Here is a 16,972-nt window from a genome sequence, read left to right as displayed (position 1 = left end):
CACCGATTATGTCGACTTCCCCGGACGCTTTCCTCGCGTCCGAGTCGTCGAGACTCGCGACTTCGTCGCATGCGCTTCGACGGCTCGGACGCGAGACGGGCCGCGAACGGTCGCTCGTAAGACTCGCTCCGTCGTTGTGACCTTGGGTGGATTGTTCGGCATTGGATGTATGCCTGCGCAGTGGCGCGGCGCCTGCGCTATCGACTCGGATGAGTCGATAGCGCACCTTCGAACGGCCGCGAAGGGGTCGCCTGTAGGACTCGCTCCGTGGTGATCCGCTGGGGTGGGAAGACCCGGCTATCCGCTGGGATGCAGGGTTACCAGCCTGAAGGAAGGGGACGTCCTTCCGCGAAACCTGCCGCCGACTGGACCCCGAGGACCGCCTTGTCGTGGAACTCGGGGAGGGTGCGGGCACCCGCGTAGGTGCAGGCGCTGCGGACGCCGGAGCAGATGTGGTCGATGAGGTCCTCGACGCCGGGGCGTTCCGGATCCAGGCGCATGCGCGAGCTGGAGATGCCTTCCTCGAACAGTGCCTTGCGGGCGCGGTCGAAACCGCTGTCGGTGGCGGTGCGGGCGGCGACGGCGCGCTTGGAGGCCATGCCGAAGCTCTCCTTGTAGGCATTGCCGTCGCGGTCCACGCGCAGGTCACCGGGCGATTCGTAGGTGCCGGCGAACCAGGAGCCGATCATCACATTGGACGCACCCGCGGCCAGTGCGAGCGCGACGTCGCGGGGGTGCCGGACACCGCCGTCGGCCCAGATGTGCACGCCGAGTTCTCTTGCGGCGGAGGCGCATTCGGCCACTGCGGAGAACTGCGGGCGGCCGACGCCGGTCATCATGCGGGTGGTGCACATGGCGCCGGGGCCGACACCGACCTTGATGATGTCAGCGCCCGCCGCGGTCAGATCACGGGTGCCCTGCGCGGAGACGACATTGCCCGCGACCAGCGGCACACCAAGGCCGAGATCGCGAATGGCGCTGAGGGTTTCGAGCATTTTGGCCTGGTGGCCGTGTGCGGTATCGATGACAAGCAGGTCCGCGCCGGCGTCGACGAGTGCCTTGGCCTTGGCCGCCACATCGCCGTTGATGCCGACCGCGGTAGCGACGCGCAACTGGTTGTCGGCATCGACATTCGGCTGGTAAATCCCGGCGCGGATGGCTCCGGTGCGGGTCATCACGCCGGCGAGGCCGCCGTCTTCGGCGACGAGCACGGCGAGGTGCGCATGCTCGGCCTCGAGCAGGTTGAACAGATCGCGCGGCGAGGTGCTGGCCGGTGCCTGTACGAAATCGGTGACCGCAACATCGCGCAGCCGGGCGAATCGGTCGACATCGGTGCAGGACGCCTCGGTGACCACGCCGACCGGCTTACCGCCGTCGACGACCACCACGGCGCCGTGGGCGCGCTTATGCATCAGCGCGACGGCCTCGGAGACCGAACGTTCCGGGTCCAGCGTGACCGGCGTATCGGCGGTGAGCGAGCGGCTCTTGACGAAGGCGATGGTTTCCGATGCCGCGGCGATCGGGAGATCCTGCGGCAGTACGACGATGCCGCCACGACGTGCGACCGTCTCGGCCATCCGGCGTCCGGCGACCGCGGTCATATTTGCGACGACAATGGGGATGGTGGTGCCGGACCCGTCTACGGTTGATAGATCCACATCGAACCGTGACGCGACATCCGTCCGATTCGGGACGAGGAAGAGGTCGTCGTAGGTCAGGTCGTACGGCGGCTGATGACCAGGGAGAAACTGCACTCGAGCAATTCTAACCGGTGCGCCGTACTTCCGTGCAATCACCGAGCATTCGGTCCCCACCCCATCCAAGATGCGGGGCGTGTCATGCCTCGGCTTGGACGCGGGAGAGTTGGATTGTGGTCGCGCACATGACGATTACGGCGACGATGACGACGACGAGTCCGAGGCGGTCGGTCCGGAGGCGTTCGTCGAGGACGGTGATGCCGATGAAGGCGGCGACCAAGGGTTCGGTGATGGTGACGGCGGGCAACGATGCGACGAGGGGGCCGGATTGATAGGCGCGTTGCTGGAGATAGAGGCCGATGACGCCGGAGGCAACCAGGGTCCAGGTTTGCCAGCTGCCCAGCACATGGGTGAGGCCGCCCTTGAAGAGGTCGGTCACATAGTTGGTGAGTGCGGCGGCCAGCCCGAACAGGGCACCGCCCGCAGTGCCGAACAGGAGTGCGCGGCGGGTCGGGTCGGAGGTCCCGAGCGCGATGATGATGGCCACTGCGAGCAAACCGAGCAGGACCGCCAGCGGCGGGATCCAATCACGCAGGGGCGCATTGGTATTGCCTTCGGTCGGATCTCCGACGATCAAGAAGCAGGCGAGGGCCGCGACGAGGGCGATGGCGGTCGCCCAGGTGCGCGGGGTGATGCGGCGGTGGTTGAGGCGGGCGGAGAGCGGGAGCGCGAAGACCAGCATGCTGACCAGAATTGGTTGCACGAGCAAGACCGAACCCAGGGCCAGTGCGGCGACTTGCATCGCGTAACCGCCGGTGTCCCCGACGATTCCGGCCCACCACCGTGGACTACGCAGCAGCGAACGCATGAGCGACTCGCCCTCGGGAACCGCGGCCGCCACATGCTGCTGCGCGACCGCGGCCACCGCGAAGAGCAATGCCGCGATCAGTGCGCAGACGATCGCGCCGACCTGATGATTCGCCACCTGGTCAGTTTGCTCCGCGGTTGCGGCCGCCCGGCGCCCCCTGTGCCCGCCCGGCGTGTCGACGGGTACGCCCGGGCGTGTCTCCCCTGGTCGCAGCGCCGCGGCCGGAGGCGCCGCGACCGGAAGCAGTCCCTGCGCCATGGCTGGCCGCCGTGCCGCGCGCGGCAGCGCCCGATCCGGCGGAACGTGTCGCGGTCGCCTTCATTGATCCGGCAGCACGACCCTGCGCAGCCGTTGCCGCGTTCGCGGTCCGCCCCGCAGCCGTCTTCGCCGAGCTCGCGCCGCGGCCAGGGGCTGCCGTTGCCACGCTTGCAGTTCGACCTGTAGTGGGTGTGGCCGTCGACTCACGACCCGAAGTTCCGACCCCGCGCCGACTCGACGTCGCCGTGGAGTTGGGCGAACCGCCCATGGCCTTCTTCGCACCGCCGGCGCGACCATTCGCACCAGCGCTGCGCCGCCCGGCACCAGCTGAGCCCGCACCGTCCGAGCGTGTGCCGCGACCACGACCGCTGGAACCCGCACCACCTGTCCGGCGGCTCGGTCTACCGACCTGCAACTCACCCTCGTCACCCACCGTGACCGCGGAGTTCGCCGCGACGATCGGTACACCCGAGGGCTGTTTCGCTCCGGTGATCTGGATCAGCTGCCGATCGCCCGGACGGACCTGCACGCCGTCGACGTCGACGCCCGCCTTGCGGGTCATCTTCTCGACGTCGGCGCGCTCCTCCTCGGTGACCAGCGTGACAACGACACCGTCCTCACCGGCGCGGGCGGTGCGGCCGGCGCGGTGCAAGTACGCCTTGGGTTCCGCGGGCGGATCCACGTGCACGACAAGGGAAATCCCGTCCACGTGGATGCCGCGTGCGGCCACATCGGTGGTCACCAGCACCGGTGTCGTACCGTCGGCGAATGCGGCCAGCGTCCGCACACGGTTGTTCTGTGCCTTCCCGCCGTGCAGCGCGCCCGCGGCGATGCCGACCGCACGCAATTGTTTCGCGAGCCGGTCCGCACCGTGCTTGGTGCGCACGAACATGATGGTCAGCCCGTCGCGGGCGGCGATCTGCGCGGTGATTTCGCGCTTATGCGCCTTGCGCAGGTACAGCAGATGATGCGACATCGTCGCGACCGAGGCCGACGGCGGCGCGGTGGAATGGGTGACGGGGCTGCGCAGGTAGCGCTTGACCAGCTTGTCGACCTCACCATCGAGGGTGGCCGAAAACAGCAGGCGCTGACCATCCTTCGGGGTTCGGTCGAGCAGCTTGGTGACCTGCGGCAAGAAGCCCATATCGGCCATATGGTCGGCCTCGTCCAGTGCGGTGATCCGCACATCCGACAGGTCGGCGGAGCGCTGGTTGATCAGGTCTTCGAGCCGCCCGGGCGTGGCGATGAGCAGGTCGACACCGCGCGCGAGCCGGTCGGCCTGTCGCTTGATCGGTGCGCCGCCGACCACCGAGGCGATCCGCAGTCCGAGCGATAGTGCCGCATTGTCCAGCGCCTTTTCGATTTGGGCGGCCAGTTCGCGAGTCGGCACCAGCACCAGACCGCGCGGACGGCTCGGCTTGGCCTGGGCGCCCGCGAGCAGCGCGAGCATCGGCAGCCCGAAGGCCAGGGTCTTACCGGAGCCGGTGGGACCGCGCCCGAGCACATCCTTACCCGCCAGCGCATCGGTCGCGGTCGCGGCCTGGATCGGGAACGGTGCCTCGATGCCGTCGCGGCGCAGCGCCTGGACGAGCACGGTGGGTAGGCCCAGAGCCGCGAAGGTGGTGGCCGGGGTGATGGAGGTCAACGGGGTTGTGCCTTTCATGTCTCGGCGCGGGCGGATCCGGGCACGCGTGGTGCCGCCGAGATGGTTGGGCCCGGTCATCGGGATGCGGTAAGACCGGGTGTGTCGGGGAGAACCGGAGGAATCAGTGACGCAGCAGTCGATCCAGTTCGACCAGCCAGGGTACCGCGACGGCCATGGTCGGGACCACCAGGATGGCCGCCGACCCCAGATACGCCGCCGCGGCGACCCGAAGATCGCCGATCCGTCCACCCAGGCGCTGGATGCGGATCAAGGTGGTCGGTCCGCCGGCGGCCAGCGCGCCCTGCGGAGCGGTGGATTTTGCGCACGCGACCAGCGCGCGGGCCAGCGGCTTGGGACCGGTCACCTTCACCGCCGAGTCGTCGGCGAGCAGTTCGATCAGCAGTTTCACCGAGCCGAGCGCGGCCTTGCTGCGCACCACCCGGGGGAAGGCCTCGTGCACCGCGGTGAACGCCTCGAGCACGAGGTCGTGCCGGGCGCGCAGATGTGAGCGCTCATGGCTGACGATGGCGGTGACCTCGGCGTCCTGCAGGCTGGTCAGCGTGCCTTCGCTCAGCACGACCCGTTGGCGCAGGCCGGGCAGGCAATAGGCGATCGGTTCGGTCGAGGCCAGCACCCGGATATCGGCCGCGCGGCGCTGCGGTCCGCTCTGGTCGAGCAGGTCGACGAGCATGCGGTGGCGCGCCCGGCGCCTGCGGGTGTGCACGCCGACGCGCACGATCGCGTACACCAGCCGCGCGCCGACCAGCAGGGTCAGTGCGAAGACGAAGACGTAGGCCAGCCACAGCGGCAGTCCGAGCGCGTCGATTTCCCGGGCCGGGGAGGTGGTCGGGCGACCGTCCGGTCCGGGAACGAGCAGTTGCGTGGCGATGGCCAGCCCCGAGCTGAATGCGCTGAGCACGGCGGCGAGCGCGATGGCCTGCCATAACACGAGCGCGGCGCGGGGCGTCCGATATGGCCAAGTCGCGCGGCTGAGCAATGCTGGGGCAGGCCCCGCGAGAAGCAAGGCGAGACCGGCGAAGACCGGCGCGGTTGCGTTCATCGACTCAGCTCACTGCGTTGTGGGGCCAGGGCACTCACCTCATTGTGAGGCCAGGATCCCAAGACTACTGCTTCGGTGGCGCAGTATCTTCGGATGCCTCGAGCTTAGCGAGTGCTTCCCGCAACGCATCTGTATCATCCCTGCCGACCTGTTCGACGAAGTGCACGAGCGCCGCCGCCCGGCTGCCCGCCGCATCGGCCTGCTGCAACGCGTCGACCATCAAGCTGGCCACCAGTTCGTCGCGGGTGTGCACCGGCGCGTAGCGGTGGGCGCGGTCATCGCGGCGCTGAACCACCAGGTTCTTCTTCGCCAGCCGTTGCAACACCGTCATCACCGTGGTGTACGCGAGCTCGCGGCGGGCGGCCAAAGCCTCGTGTACCTGCCGTACGGTCTGCGGCTGGTCACTGGACCACAGTTGGTCCATGACCGCCTTCTCGAGTTCACCAAGTCCTGCCATTCCACAAGTTTAATTGACTCAACGACGCAATTGCGTACTACACCACGTCGTAACTGCCGGATAGCTGGTATGGCATTTGTCATACCCTGGCAATACGTGTCGGGTCCCACTGGGATCATCGGACGGTTGGTGACCGGATCCTCGAGTGCCGAGTCGTCGAGATCGAAGACCTCGCGCGGCAGCGCGACATCGATGATGTCGGCGGGCGCGCGCTGGGCGACGATGCGTCCGTTGTTGTGGCGAATGGTCAGGTTGAGATCGTGCAAACCGCGCGACGCACCGGCAGACCGTGGTCCGCCGGTGTCGACGGCGGCACGTCTTTCCGACGCGAACAGGCCATCGAATCCGTCCACGCCAGATCGGGCTGTCCCGTTCGCTACTTGCTCACTTAGGTAAGCCTGACCTACACTGATTTCGGCGTTGGGATCGGCAGAGTGTTCCGGAGGGCTGCCGTGAACCCCCGATCCATTGCCGCGGCGGGCTCCATGTGGGTGTGGAGCCCGCCGCTCTGTGTCGGCAAGCAAACGCGGGAAGTAGCCGTCGTGCGAGGTCCGGGACGCCCTGTGTCATGGTGAATGGATGACACAGCAGGAAGTTGCCCAGATCCAGTCGCTGGCCGACATGACGCCCGAGCTGATGACCGAGCTCAGCAAGAACACCTTCACCGATGTCATCGGTCTCGAATTCACCGAGGTCACGCCGGACCGGGTGCGCGGCCAGCTGACCGCGGGACCGCAGTTGTGGCAGCTGGCCGGCATTGTCAACGGCGGTGTGTACTGCACTATCGTCGAAACGCTGGCCAGCGTCGGCGGCGCGGTCTGGTACACCGCCCAGGGCAATAACGGGACCGTGGTCGGGGTGAACAACAACACCGACTTCCTGCGCTCGGTGCGCGAGGGCAAGGTCTTCGGCGAGGCGACGCCGCTGCACCGCGGTCGGCTGCAGCAGCTGTGGCAGGTCGTGCTGACCGATGATGAGGGTCGCACGGTGGCGCGCGGCCAGGTGCGGCTGCAGAATCTTCCCGCCCGAGATTGATCGGCACCCGCGGAACGGGCGTGCCAGAATTACTGTCACCCTGATGCATGAGCGCTGAGGAGTCCGGATGCGACTGTCGCCGCATGAGCAGGAACGGCTGCTGCTGAGCTACGCGGCCGAACTCGCCCGGCGCAGGCAGGCGCGCGGGCTCGCGCTGAACCATCCGGAGGCGGTCGCGCTGATCACCGATCATGTGCTCGAGGGTGCGCGCGACGGACGCACGGTCGCGGAGCTGATGTCCTCGGGGCGAACGGTTCTCACGCGTGCCGATGTGATGGAGGGGGTGCCGGAGATGATCCACGACGTGCAGGTCGAGGCCACTTTCCCGGATGGCACCAAGCTGGTCACCGTCCACCATCCGATCGGCTGAGGCGACCATGATTCCGGGTGAATACCTCTGTGCCGAGGGCACTATCGAGTTGAACGCGGGCGCGGACCGCATCGAGCTCGACGTCGTGAATACCGGTGACCGGCCGGTCCAGGTCGGCAGCCATATGCATTTCCCGCAGGCCAATGCCGCGCTGCGTTTCGATCGGGAGGCCGCGCACGGACGTCGGCTCGATATTCCCGCAGGTACCGCGGTGCGCTTCGAACCGGGTCTCGGCCAACGGGTTTCGCTGGTTCCGCTCGGCGGCACACGCGAGGTGCACGGCATCAGCCTGAATCCCCCCGGACGTTTGGATAGTGCGTCATGACTGCGCTGAGCCGCGCGCGCTACGCCGAGCTGTTCGGTCCGACCACCGGCGACCGAATTCGCCTGGCGGATACCGATCTGCTGATCGAGATCACCGAAGACCGCAGCGGCGGACCGGGACTCGCGGGTGATGAAGCCGTCTTCGGCGGCGGTAAGATGCTGCGCGAATCCATGGGTCAGGCCCGCGCGACCCGCGCCGAGGGCACTCCCGACACCGTGATCACCGGCGTGGTCGTCATCGATCACTGGGGAATCATCAAGGCTGACGTGGGAATTCGCGACGGCCGCATCTGCGCGCTGGGCAAGGCAGGCAATCCGGACACCATGAACGGGGTGCACCCGGATCTGGTGGTCGGCCCGAACACCGAGATCATCGCGGGCAACGGCCGTATCCTCACCGCGGGTGCCGTCGACTGTCACGTGCACTTCATCTGTCCGCAGCTGATGGACGAGGCGCTCGGCGGCGGCATCACCACCGTGATCGGCGGCGGCACCGGTCCGGCCGAGGGGAGCAAGGCGACCACCGTGACGCCCGGATCCTGGCACCTGGCTCGAATGTTGGAGGCCACCGACGCCTGGCCGATGAATATCGTGCTGCTGGGCAAGGGCAATACCGTCAGCGCCGAATCCATGTGGGAGCAGTTGCGCGGTGGCGCAGCGGGTTTCAAGCTGCACGAGGACTGGGGTTCCACCCCGGCCGCCATCGATGCTTGTCTCACCGTCGCCGATGCGGCGGGCGTGCAGGTGGCGCTGCACTCGGACACCTTGAACGAAGCCGGATTCGTTGAGGACACGCTCGGCGCCATCGCGGGCCGCGGCATCCACGCGTATCACACCGAGGGTGCGGGCGGCGGGCACGCACCTGACATCATCACCGTCGCCGCACACCTCAATGTGCTGCCCAGCTCCACCAACCCGACGCGCCCGCATACCGTCAATACCCTGGACGAGCATCTCGACATGCTCATGGTGTGCCACCACCTCCGCGCATCCATCCCGGAGGATCTTGCCTTCGCGGAGAGTCGAATTCGGCCCTCCACCATCGCCGCCGAGGATCTGCTGCACGATCTCGGCGCGATCTCCATGATCGGCAGCGACTCCCAGGCCATGGGCCGCATCGGCGAGGTTGTCATGCGCACCTGGCAGACCGCGCACGTCATGAAGCGTCGCCGTGGCGCGCTGGCGGGTGACGGCGCCGCCGATAACGCCCGCGTGCGGCGCTATATCGCGAAGTACACCATCTGCCCGGCCGTTGCACACGGAATCGACCACGAAATCGGCTCGGTGGAGGTCGGCAAGCTCGCCGACGTCGTGCTGTGGGATCCCGCGTTCTTCGGTGTCCGCCCGCACGCCGTCCTCAAGGGCGGCGCGATCGCCTGGGCCGCCATGGGCGATGCCAATGCCTCCATCCCCACCCCGCAGCCGGTGCTGCCGCGCCCCATGTTCGGCGCGGCAGCACCTGCGGCCGCCGCGACTTCGTTGCACTTCGTCTCCGAACAGGCCATCGAGGACGGCCTCGCCGACCGCTTGGGCCTGCGCCGAAAACTGGCCCCCGTCGCGAACGTTCGCCGCATTACCAAGGCGGATATGCCGAACAACGACGCCATGCCACGGATCGAAGTCGATCCGGATACCTTCACCGTGCGCATCGATGGCGAGGTCTGGACCGAGCAGCCCGCCGCCGAGTTGCCCATGGCCCAGCGCTATTTCCTGTTCTGATTATCGGCGCGGGAAGGTCTGGTTGCCGTGGCGGCTCGGCATCGTAGGGTCGGTCCCGATGTTTGGGGTCGGAGCATTCGTGACCCCGGAACACGACACCACCTTTGGTGCCACGATGCGAAGGGGATGAAGTGAGCGGTGACCCGGGTCAGGCGGCTGACGAATCAGCCGGCCCAATCGGTTTCGCGCGGATTCAGCGCAGAGTCCGATGACCGGATGGCTTGAGTGATGACGTCGGCGACGCCGCGCATGCCTTCGAGGGTGGGTGGTAGTTGCTGGCGCCCGGTTCGGCCGGTATTGCCGCATCTGATGGCAGACTGCGGGTATGACGACGTTCGAGTGGGCCGACGTGGACAGCTACATCGTGGACTCTCTGGTGGGAGGCGAGGATTCGACCGCGACGGCATTGGCCGCCAATGCGGCGGCCGGACTGCCCGCCATTGACGTATCGCCGGCGCAGGGGAAGTTCCTGCATTTGATAGCGCGGTCGATCCAGGCGCGGCGCGTGCTCGAGATCGGCACGCTCGGCGGCTACAGCACGATGTGGCTGGCGCGGGCGGTAGGGAAGGACGGCCAGGTCATCACCCTGGAATTCGAGCCGCGGCACGCACGGGTGGCGCGCGAGAATCTGGATCGGGCCGGAGTCGGGGAGCGGGTCGAGATCCGCGTGGGTGCGGCGCTGGACAGCCTGCCCGTGCTGGCAGAGGAGGATCCGGAACCGTTCGATCTGGTGTTCATCGATGCCGACAAGGTCAACAATTCGAACTATGTGCTCTGGGCGCTGCGCCTGACCCGTCCTGGCTCGGTGATCATCGTCGACAATGTCGTGCGCAATGGCGCTGTGGCCGACGAGCATTCGGACGATCCGGCAGTCCAGGCCAGTCGCGATCTGGTCGAGTTGCTCGCCGCCGAACCCAGCCTCGACGCCACTGTCCTACAAACCGTCGGCAGCAAGGGCTGGGACGGGTTCGCCTACGCGGTGGTCAACGGTGAGGCCCTCGACTGACGCGCCCAGACTCCGGTGCCATCAGCGCCGTTCCAGCAGACATGCAGGTCGTCCCCGACAACCTCGACCGCGCCGTGCGCGCAACGGTCGAGAGCTTCCGTGCGGAGAACGATCCTGGCCACCGCTCCTATGTCTCGAGCACTACCTTGCCGACAGTGCCGCGGGTTTCCAGCGCGCGGTGTGCGGCGGCTGCCTCGGCAAGCGGGAAACGCTGGACCGCGGGCCGCAGTCGACCGGCTGCGGCCTCGGTCATGGCCTTGTCCTCGAGCGGGCGCAGATCGCCGCCGACGCGCTGGAGCATGCGCGGTCCGACGACCAGTTCGGAAGTGATTCCACGAGGGGCCGACTCCGCCTCCGACAGCGACATCGGAGCACCGTCGGCCGCTCCGTAGATCAGATGCTGACCACCTTTGTCCAGCAGATCGACTGCGGCGCGGCTTATTTCGCCACCGACAGCGTCGAACAGCACCGTGGCCCCACGATCACCGAGCTGGGCACGCACCTGTTCGGGCCAGCCGGGGCGTAGGTAGTCGATCGCGATATCCGCGCCGTTGCGTCGCGTCAGTTCGACTTTCGCTGGCCCGCCGGCCAGCCCGACCACCGTCGCGCCGACATTCTTGGCATATTGAACCAGCAGCGTTCCGATGCCGCCCGCGGCGGCGGTCACGACCACCACACTGTCGGGACCGAGTTCGGTGAACAACAAAATCCCCGTGGCCGTTCGCCCGGTACCGACGATCGCCACAGCCTCCGCCGGATCGAGACCCGCCGGAATCTCGTGCAGCCGAGCGGTTTCCGTCACGGCCAATTCGGCGTAGCCACCGGGGACCGGACCGAGATGCGCGACGACCCGCTTACCGAGCCACGACGCATCGACGTCCGTCCAGATCCGATCCACCGTCCCGGCGACTTCGCGACCCGGGATGGTCGGCAGCGTGGGCAGTGGATAGGGGCCCGGCGCACCGCGCCGCAATGTCGTATCGATGAAATGTACGCCCGCCGCCGCGACTCGGATGCGCACCTGACCCGACCCGGGCACCGGGTCGGGAACCGTTTCATAGCGCAGATTGTCGGCTGGTCCGAAGGTATGCAGGCGGATGGCGTGCACGGTGGCTCCTATGGGTCGGTGAACCAGTCAACCCTGCAACCTGAAGTGCCGTTCAGGTCAAGTGGTAGCGGGCTTCGAGTACCGTGCCTCGAATCCGTCACATAGCGCGGACAGTCCGAGATACAGCAGATCCTCCGAGGTCAGATCGCTGACACCACTGCCGTTCAGATCGGCTAGCGCGGGCGGAATGGGCAGTTGTGCCTCTCCTTCCAGCAGCGCCCGCAGTCCGTTCGAGCCCTCCGGATTCATCTCCTTGCGCTCGACCAGTGCGCCGATGATATGCGGCAGCGTGGCCCCGGAAATGTAGTTCCACACCGCGAAGGCCATGGCCGAGGCCTCGCGGGTCGAGACATTCAGCTCGCGCAGCCCCTCGACCAGCCAGGCGAAACAGGCCAGACCCTGTGGGCCGAAGCTGTAGCGGGGCATCGCGAAGGTCAGCAATACCCACGGATGCTTTTGGTAGAGCTCCCAGTCGACCTCGGCGGCAATGCGCACTCGGTCGCGCCAGGTCCAGTTCTTGCCCTCCGGCGACGGATACGGGTTGCGCGCCGAGATCTCGTCGGTCATCAGCGCGAGCAGTTCGTCCTTGTTCGCGACGTGCCGGTACAGCGACATGGCGCCGACACCCATCTGTTCGGCGATATGTCGCATGGACAATCCGTCGAGCCCCGCCTCGTCGGCAAGGGTGATCGCGGTATCGACAATGGCCGCTCGGGTGAGCTTCGGCTCTGTCATCCCATGACTCGCTTCCAGTTTTGGGACCGAATGCGTACACTGTACCCGAGCTGTGCGTACGGTGTACGCGACATGGGAGAGGGAATCGACATGACTCAGGTGGAGGTCGCGCAGACCGCTTCGACCAGTTCGCGGCGTGCCTGGCTCGGTCTCGCGGTGCTTTTGCTGCCCGTGCTGCTGGTGTCGATGGACATCTCGGTGTTGTTCCTGGCCATGCCGACGCTCACCCTCGATCTCGACCCGTCAGCCGCGCAGCAGCTGTGGATTCTCGATATCTACGGCTTTCTCATCGCGGGCCTGTTGATCACCATGGGCAATGTCGGTGACCGGATCGGGCGGCGCAATATTCTGCTCGCCGGTGCGTCGATATTCGGGCTCGCCTCGATCATGGCGGCTTTCGCGCCGAGTACCGTCGTGCTGATCATCGCGCGGGCGCTGATGGGGATGGGCGGTGCGACGCTGCTGCCGTCGAGTTTGGCGCTGATCTCGAGCCTGTTCCCGAACGCGCGCGAACGTGCCGCCGCGATCGGTGTGTGGACCGCATTCTTCGCAGGCGGATCCGCGGTAGGTCCGATCCTGGGCGGCTTGCTGCTGCATCACTTCTGGTGGGGCTCGGTATTCCTCATCAATATTCCGGTGCTGTTGATCCTGCTCGCCTTCGGCCCGTTCGTATTGCCGGAACATCGCGCCGGCGCGATCGGACCACTGGATCTTCCGAGTGTGCTGCTGTCGATCGGCGGCATTCTGCCGGTGGTGTACGCGGTCAAACAAATCGCCGCCGAAGGGTTCGATATCGCATCGTTCTTGATCGGTCTCATCGGTGTGGTACTGCTCGTGATCTTCGTGCGGCGGCAGCGACAGCTCGCCGAACCGCTGCTGGATCTGCGACTGTTTCGGCGGGCGCAGTTCTCGGTCGCCATCGGCTCCAGCCTGGTCGGGATGATGACTCTGGCGGCAATGAGCTATCTGACCAGCGTCTACCTGCAATCGGTGACCGGACGTGACCCGCTGGGGGCCGCGTTGCTCGGGATTCCGATGGCGATCGCGGTATTCGTGTGCTCGATGGGTGGAGCACGGGTCGGGCACCGCCTCGGGGTGCGTCCCACCTTCGTGCTGGCGCTGCTGGCGTCGGCTATCGGCAATGTCATGCTGATCGGTGTCGGCGTGGACGGCGGAATCGCTTGGTACCTGGCCGGGTCCACGATCGCCGGTATCGGTTATGGGTTGGCGTTCACCCTGGTGTCGGAGGTGTCGGTGTCTTCGGTGCCGCCAGAGCGGGCCGGATCCGCGGTCGGAATCTCCGAGACCAGTTTCGAATTGGGCAATGCGCTCGGTCTCGCACTGCTGGGTTCGGTTGCGGCACTGGTCTTCCGGTCGGGTGGCGACTATGCGGCCACACTCGGGGAGACCATCCAGCATGCGGGCGACAATTCTGCGCTGATCGATTCCGCGCGCGAATCCTTTGTCTCCGGAATGCATATGGCGACTTCGGTCGGTGCGGCGCTGTTGGTGGTGATGGCGGCGGTCGCCGCATTCGCACCCCGGCGCTGACCGGCGCGCCTCCCCGGATTCGGATGCGATTCGCGATATAATCAGATGTCATGATTTCGCATGACATCACCTCGATCGAGGGTTTCATCCGCCGATATGACGAGATCGTCGCAGCATCGGATTTCGCCGCGCTGCCAAGCCTTTTCGAACCGGTGATACTGGTGACCACGCCGACATCGAGTCGCTGTGTGAGCCGGGAGGAGTTCGTTGCCGCGGCGCAGGCGCGGGCCGGCCAGTTCGATACGCGGTCGGTGCCGCGCACCCGGCTGGTCGAGCAAACCACCTTCGAACTCGGCGGGCACTGCTGGCTGACCTCGGCCCGGTGGGCGCTGTCGCTCGGCGAACAGTCCCTCGACATCTGCAGCGACTTCCTGGTGCGCCGTGCTGAAGACGGGTTGCGGATCGCGGCCTATCTGCCCCGACAGGATCTGCCCAAGCTGCTGCGTACCTCGACAAATGATCGCGAATAGGGCAGGTCAGCGCATACAGTCAAGAGGGTGAGCGACACTTCCGCTTCGAGCAAGGGGCGCCCGCTCGCCGAGCGAGTGGCGTCCCGGCTGCTGTACCCGACCGCACGGCCGCGCGAGAAATCCCTGCGTCGGGCGGTCGAAGGCCGGACCGTGCTGGTGACCGGCACGTCGCACGGTATCGGCAAGGCGAGCGCGCGCAAACTGGCCGCGGCCGGTGGGATCGTGCTGCTGGTGGCACGCTCCGTCGATGCCCTGGAGGACGTGGCGGCTGAGATCACCGCCGAGGGCGGCACCGCGCACGTGTATCCGACGGATATGACCGATATGGACGCCGTCGAAAAACTCGGGCGCGACCTACTGGCCGAGCACGACCACATCGATGTACTGATCAATAACGCGGGCAAGTCGATTCGCCGCTCGATCGACGAATCCTATGACCGCTTCCACGATTTCACGCGCACCATCGATGTGAACTATCTCGGACCGGTTCGGTTGCTGCTCACTGTGCTGCCGAGTATGCGCGAACGCAGACAGGGCCATATCGTCAATATCTCGACCTGGGGCCTGCTCATGCCGCCTGCCCCGCGGTGGGCGGCATACGGTGCTTCCAAATCCGCCTTCGATGTGTGGTTGCGCAGTACCGCAGCGGAAATCGCCGCCGACAAGGTGACAACGACCTCCATCTATATGCCGCTCGTGCACACCAGGATGAGCGCGCCGACCGATTTCAGCCGCATTCCCGGGTTGACCGTCGACGAAGCCGCGGATCTGGTCTGTCACGCGGTGGTCGCCAAGCCACGCGAGATCGCGCCGTGGTGGTCGCCGAGTGTTCGGGCCTGGACCGATCTGAAGCGTGGGCAGGCGCAGCGTTTCATGGAACGGACATTCCGTTGGTGATCGTCATGCATCCGGTTTCCGGCGCGGCCGCGGGCCGATCTGATCGAGCAGGACGTTGACCTCGTCCGGGAAACCGTTGGTCACCGCCTTCGGCGTCTTATTCGGGAACCGGCGCGTGACATGTTCCTGTGCGGCCGATCCCGGCAGGACGTAGACGGGTTCGGCCTTGTTCTGCAGCGGACGGACGACATCGTCGAGATGGGTTCGGCGATCGTCGAGGTAGGCGCCGATCACATCCTCGCCGGCCGGGCAGACGGCCATGCAGTACCCGGCCTTGTAGTTGGGTTTGAACGACAGGCTCTGCCACATCGAGAACGACTCGCCGGTGGTGACGCGCTCGCGGTACTCGGCCGCACTATTGCTGTCAGCGACGGTTTCGGCCCAATCGGTGAAGCCGCCCATGAACTCTCGGTAGTTGTGGGTGTAGCACGCCTGGAAATCGAAGCCGCCGTTATCGGTGATCGCGCCGACCGGACAGGCCGATACGCACAGCTTGCATTCCAGACATGGATTGAAATCCAGTGCGGCGCTCGGTTCGTCGATTACCGCATCGGTGACCACCGTGCCGAGCAGGATGAAATTGCCGAACTTCGGGTGTATGACATTGCGGTGGATACCCATAACGCCCAATCCGGCCGCCTCGGCCACCACCTTGTGCGCGATCACCCAGATCCGACCTGGGAACTTGTCGACCTCCATCGGATATCCAGGTGCGGGGTAGACGGCGCGGTACCCGGCATCCTGCAGGGCTCTGGTGATGCGGCGTGATACCTCGTTGGTCTCATCGTCGGCGTGGTTGAACTCGGTATTGGCGAGGCTGCGCATGGTGCTGCGCAGGTTGTCCCGGTTCATCCGGACGCAGAAAGCCACGAATGTCCGTGCGGAGGGCAGGATTTCGCGCGCATGCTCGAGTTCGACCGCCACCCTCGGATCGTCGACCGGTACGAAGCCCACATCGTCGGCTCCGGCCGCGAGGCAGAGTTCGCGCAGTCGCGCCGCATTCAGTACCGGATCCGGTGTGGTGCGCGCAGTCTCGGCCATCCGCTTGACGGTCGGATGCTGCGCCAATCGACGCTGTCCGGTTGGTTCCTTCTCCGACATCGGCCCTCCTTATCACCATGAGACCGACACGGCCTCTGAAAGAGGGACCGCGCAGACCGCCGAAACTCATCGCACTCCGGGCGTGTCGTGCACATTCGACGGGAAGTCGTCGGCGGTATCGCGATTCGGGCGCAACTTGCCCGCTGTCCATGCGATGGCGGCGCCGATGGCCGTGCCGAGCAGCCAACCGGCCAAGACATCGGTCGGCCAATGTGCACCGAGATACACCATGCACGCGCCGATGAACACCACCGCCGTGGCGAGCGCGGTGCCCACCGCACGGCGGATCCGGGCCGATCGCCAGTCGACCGCCAGGAATACGGCCATCGCCAATGCCGAGGTTGCGGCGGCATGAGTGGAAGGCATTGCCCAGCTATGGATTTCGGGCCACATGGTCAGGTCTCCGCCAGGTCGTGGTCGTCTGATCACCGGCTTCAACCAATGTGCGATCAGATCGCCGAGCAGCAGACTTGCCGCCGCGATACCGCCGACCCGCCAGCTCCGCGTCGCGACCACGGCCAGCACCCCGGCCAGCGCGACCACCTCGAGTACCTCGATACGCATTCCGGCATTGCCGATGCCCTGGATCACTTGCGTCACCACGTCGATGCGCCCGGCCGAGATACCGCGCATGATGTACTGATCGAACCCCATCGCACCGATGTTTCCAG

The 16,972-nt window shown here is 66.4% G+C and carries 16 protein-coding genes and 1 pseudogene; 8 read left to right on the top strand and 9 right to left on the bottom strand.

The features are described 5' to 3' along the window. Positions 1-317: 317 nt before the first annotated feature. The 5 genes and pseudogenes from AB0J29_RS25250 to AB0J29_RS25230 all read right to left on the bottom strand — a co-directional run bounded on the left by AB0J29_RS25250 (position 318) and on the right by AB0J29_RS25230 (position 5,985). Complete coding sequence (locus AB0J29_RS25250; RefSeq protein WP_364790960.1) at positions 318-1,754, bottom strand: GuaB1 family IMP dehydrogenase-related protein; 1,437 nt, start codon at positions 1,752-1,754, stop codon at positions 318-320. 82 nt (positions 1,755-1,836) lie between these two features. Next, positions 1,837-2,682: a DMT family transporter gene (locus AB0J29_RS25245; protein ID WP_364790957.1), complete on the bottom strand. Its 846-nt coding sequence runs from the start codon at positions 2,680-2,682 to the stop codon at positions 1,837-1,839. A 583-nt stretch (positions 2,683-3,265) separates the two neighbouring features. Continuing rightward, positions 3,266-4,486, bottom strand: a pseudogene (locus tag AB0J29_RS25240) (DEAD/DEAH box helicase); the annotation flags it as partial. Between the two features lie 103 nt (positions 4,487-4,589). Continuing rightward, complete coding sequence (locus AB0J29_RS25235; RefSeq protein ID WP_364790954.1) at positions 4,590-5,528, bottom strand: M48 family metalloprotease; 939 nt, start codon at positions 5,526-5,528, stop codon at positions 4,590-4,592. A 64-nt stretch (positions 5,529-5,592) separates the two neighbouring features. Then, positions 5,593-5,985 (bottom strand): BlaI/MecI/CopY family transcriptional regulator, encoded by a 393-nt coding sequence (locus tag AB0J29_RS25230; RefSeq protein ID WP_364790951.1) that lies wholly within the window; start codon positions 5,983-5,985, stop codon positions 5,593-5,595. Positions 5,986-6,606: 621 nt separating this feature from the next. Between AB0J29_RS25230 and AB0J29_RS25225 the strand changes: the two genes are divergently transcribed. The 5 genes from AB0J29_RS25225 to AB0J29_RS25205 all read left to right on the top strand — a co-directional run bounded on the left by AB0J29_RS25225 (position 6,607) and on the right by AB0J29_RS25205 (position 10,439). Further along, positions 6,607-7,020, top strand: a complete 414-nt coding sequence (locus AB0J29_RS25225; RefSeq protein ID WP_364790978.1) for a PaaI family thioesterase — start codon at positions 6,607-6,609, stop codon at positions 7,018-7,020. A gap of 67 nt (positions 7,021-7,087) precedes the next feature. After that, positions 7,088-7,390 carry an urease subunit gamma gene (locus tag AB0J29_RS25220; RefSeq protein ID WP_364790948.1) on the top strand — a complete coding sequence of 101 codons (303 nt, stop codon included), beginning with the start codon at positions 7,088-7,090 and terminating at the stop codon, positions 7,388-7,390. 7 nt (positions 7,391-7,397) lie between these two features. Then, positions 7,398-7,715 carry an urease subunit beta gene (locus AB0J29_RS25215; RefSeq protein WP_364790945.1) on the top strand — a complete coding sequence of 106 codons (318 nt, stop codon included), beginning with the start codon at positions 7,398-7,400 and terminating at the stop codon, positions 7,713-7,715. Beyond that, positions 7,712-9,433 carry an urease subunit alpha gene (locus AB0J29_RS25210; protein ID WP_364790941.1) on the top strand — a complete coding sequence of 574 codons (1,722 nt, stop codon included), beginning with the start codon at positions 7,712-7,714 and terminating at the stop codon, positions 9,431-9,433. The genes AB0J29_RS25215 and AB0J29_RS25210 overlap by 4 nt, the downstream gene beginning before the upstream one ends. A 325-nt stretch (positions 9,434-9,758) precedes the next feature. Beyond that, positions 9,759-10,439: an O-methyltransferase gene (locus tag AB0J29_RS25205; protein ID WP_364790938.1), complete on the top strand. Its 681-nt coding sequence runs from the start codon at positions 9,759-9,761 to the stop codon at positions 10,437-10,439. A 127-nt stretch (positions 10,440-10,566) separates the two neighbouring features. Here the strand turns inward: AB0J29_RS25205 and AB0J29_RS25200 are convergent, their stop codons facing one another. Beyond that, on the bottom strand, positions 10,567-11,547 hold the full coding sequence (locus AB0J29_RS25200; protein ID WP_364790935.1) for a zinc-binding dehydrogenase: 981 nt from the start codon (positions 11,545-11,547) through the stop codon (positions 10,567-10,569). Between the two features lie 57 nt (positions 11,548-11,604). Further along, positions 11,605-12,282, bottom strand: a complete 678-nt coding sequence (locus AB0J29_RS25195) for a TetR family transcriptional regulator (protein ID WP_364790932.1) — start codon at positions 12,280-12,282, stop codon at positions 11,605-11,607. Between the two features lie 90 nt (positions 12,283-12,372). On the opposite strand from AB0J29_RS25195, the gene AB0J29_RS25190 reads away from it, so the two are divergent. From AB0J29_RS25190 to AB0J29_RS25180, 3 genes are read left to right on the top strand one after another with little or no spacing between them, the layout of a single operon-like run. Then, a complete protein-coding gene (locus tag AB0J29_RS25190; protein WP_364790929.1) occupies positions 12,373-13,833 on the top strand; it encodes an MFS transporter in 1,461 nt (486 codons plus the stop codon). 50 nt (positions 13,834-13,883) lie between these two features. Continuing rightward, the gene (locus tag AB0J29_RS25185) at positions 13,884-14,303 is read left to right on the top strand and encodes a hypothetical protein (RefSeq protein WP_364790927.1); all 420 of its coding nucleotides are present in this window, start codon (positions 13,884-13,886) and stop codon (positions 14,301-14,303) included. Between the two features lie 27 nt (positions 14,304-14,330). Then, positions 14,331-15,200, top strand: coding sequence for an SDR family NAD(P)-dependent oxidoreductase (locus AB0J29_RS25180; RefSeq protein ID WP_364790924.1), 870 nt, complete (start codon positions 14,331-14,333; stop codon positions 15,198-15,200). A 3-nt stretch (positions 15,201-15,203) separates the two neighbouring features. Here AB0J29_RS25180 and AB0J29_RS25175 read toward each other — a convergent pair whose 3' ends face one another. Both AB0J29_RS25175 and AB0J29_RS25170 read right to left on the bottom strand, forming a co-directional pair. Next, positions 15,204-16,301 (bottom strand): 4Fe-4S binding protein, encoded by a 1,098-nt coding sequence (locus AB0J29_RS25175; protein WP_364790921.1) that lies wholly within the window; start codon positions 16,299-16,301, stop codon positions 15,204-15,206. Between the two features lie 66 nt (positions 16,302-16,367). Then, positions 16,368-16,955, bottom strand: a complete 588-nt coding sequence (locus AB0J29_RS25170) for a phosphatase PAP2 family protein (protein WP_364790918.1) — start codon at positions 16,953-16,955, stop codon at positions 16,368-16,370. Positions 16,956-16,972 lie beyond the last annotated feature (17 nt).

It is taken from the genome of Nocardia sp. NPDC049707 (genome assembly GCF_040674855.1).
In the GTDB taxonomy this organism is placed as follows: Bacteria; Actinomycetota; Actinomycetes; order Mycobacteriales; family Mycobacteriaceae; genus Nocardia.
Note: the sequence above shows the minus strand (reverse complement) of the source record. Positions and strands in the feature narration are given on the sequence as shown.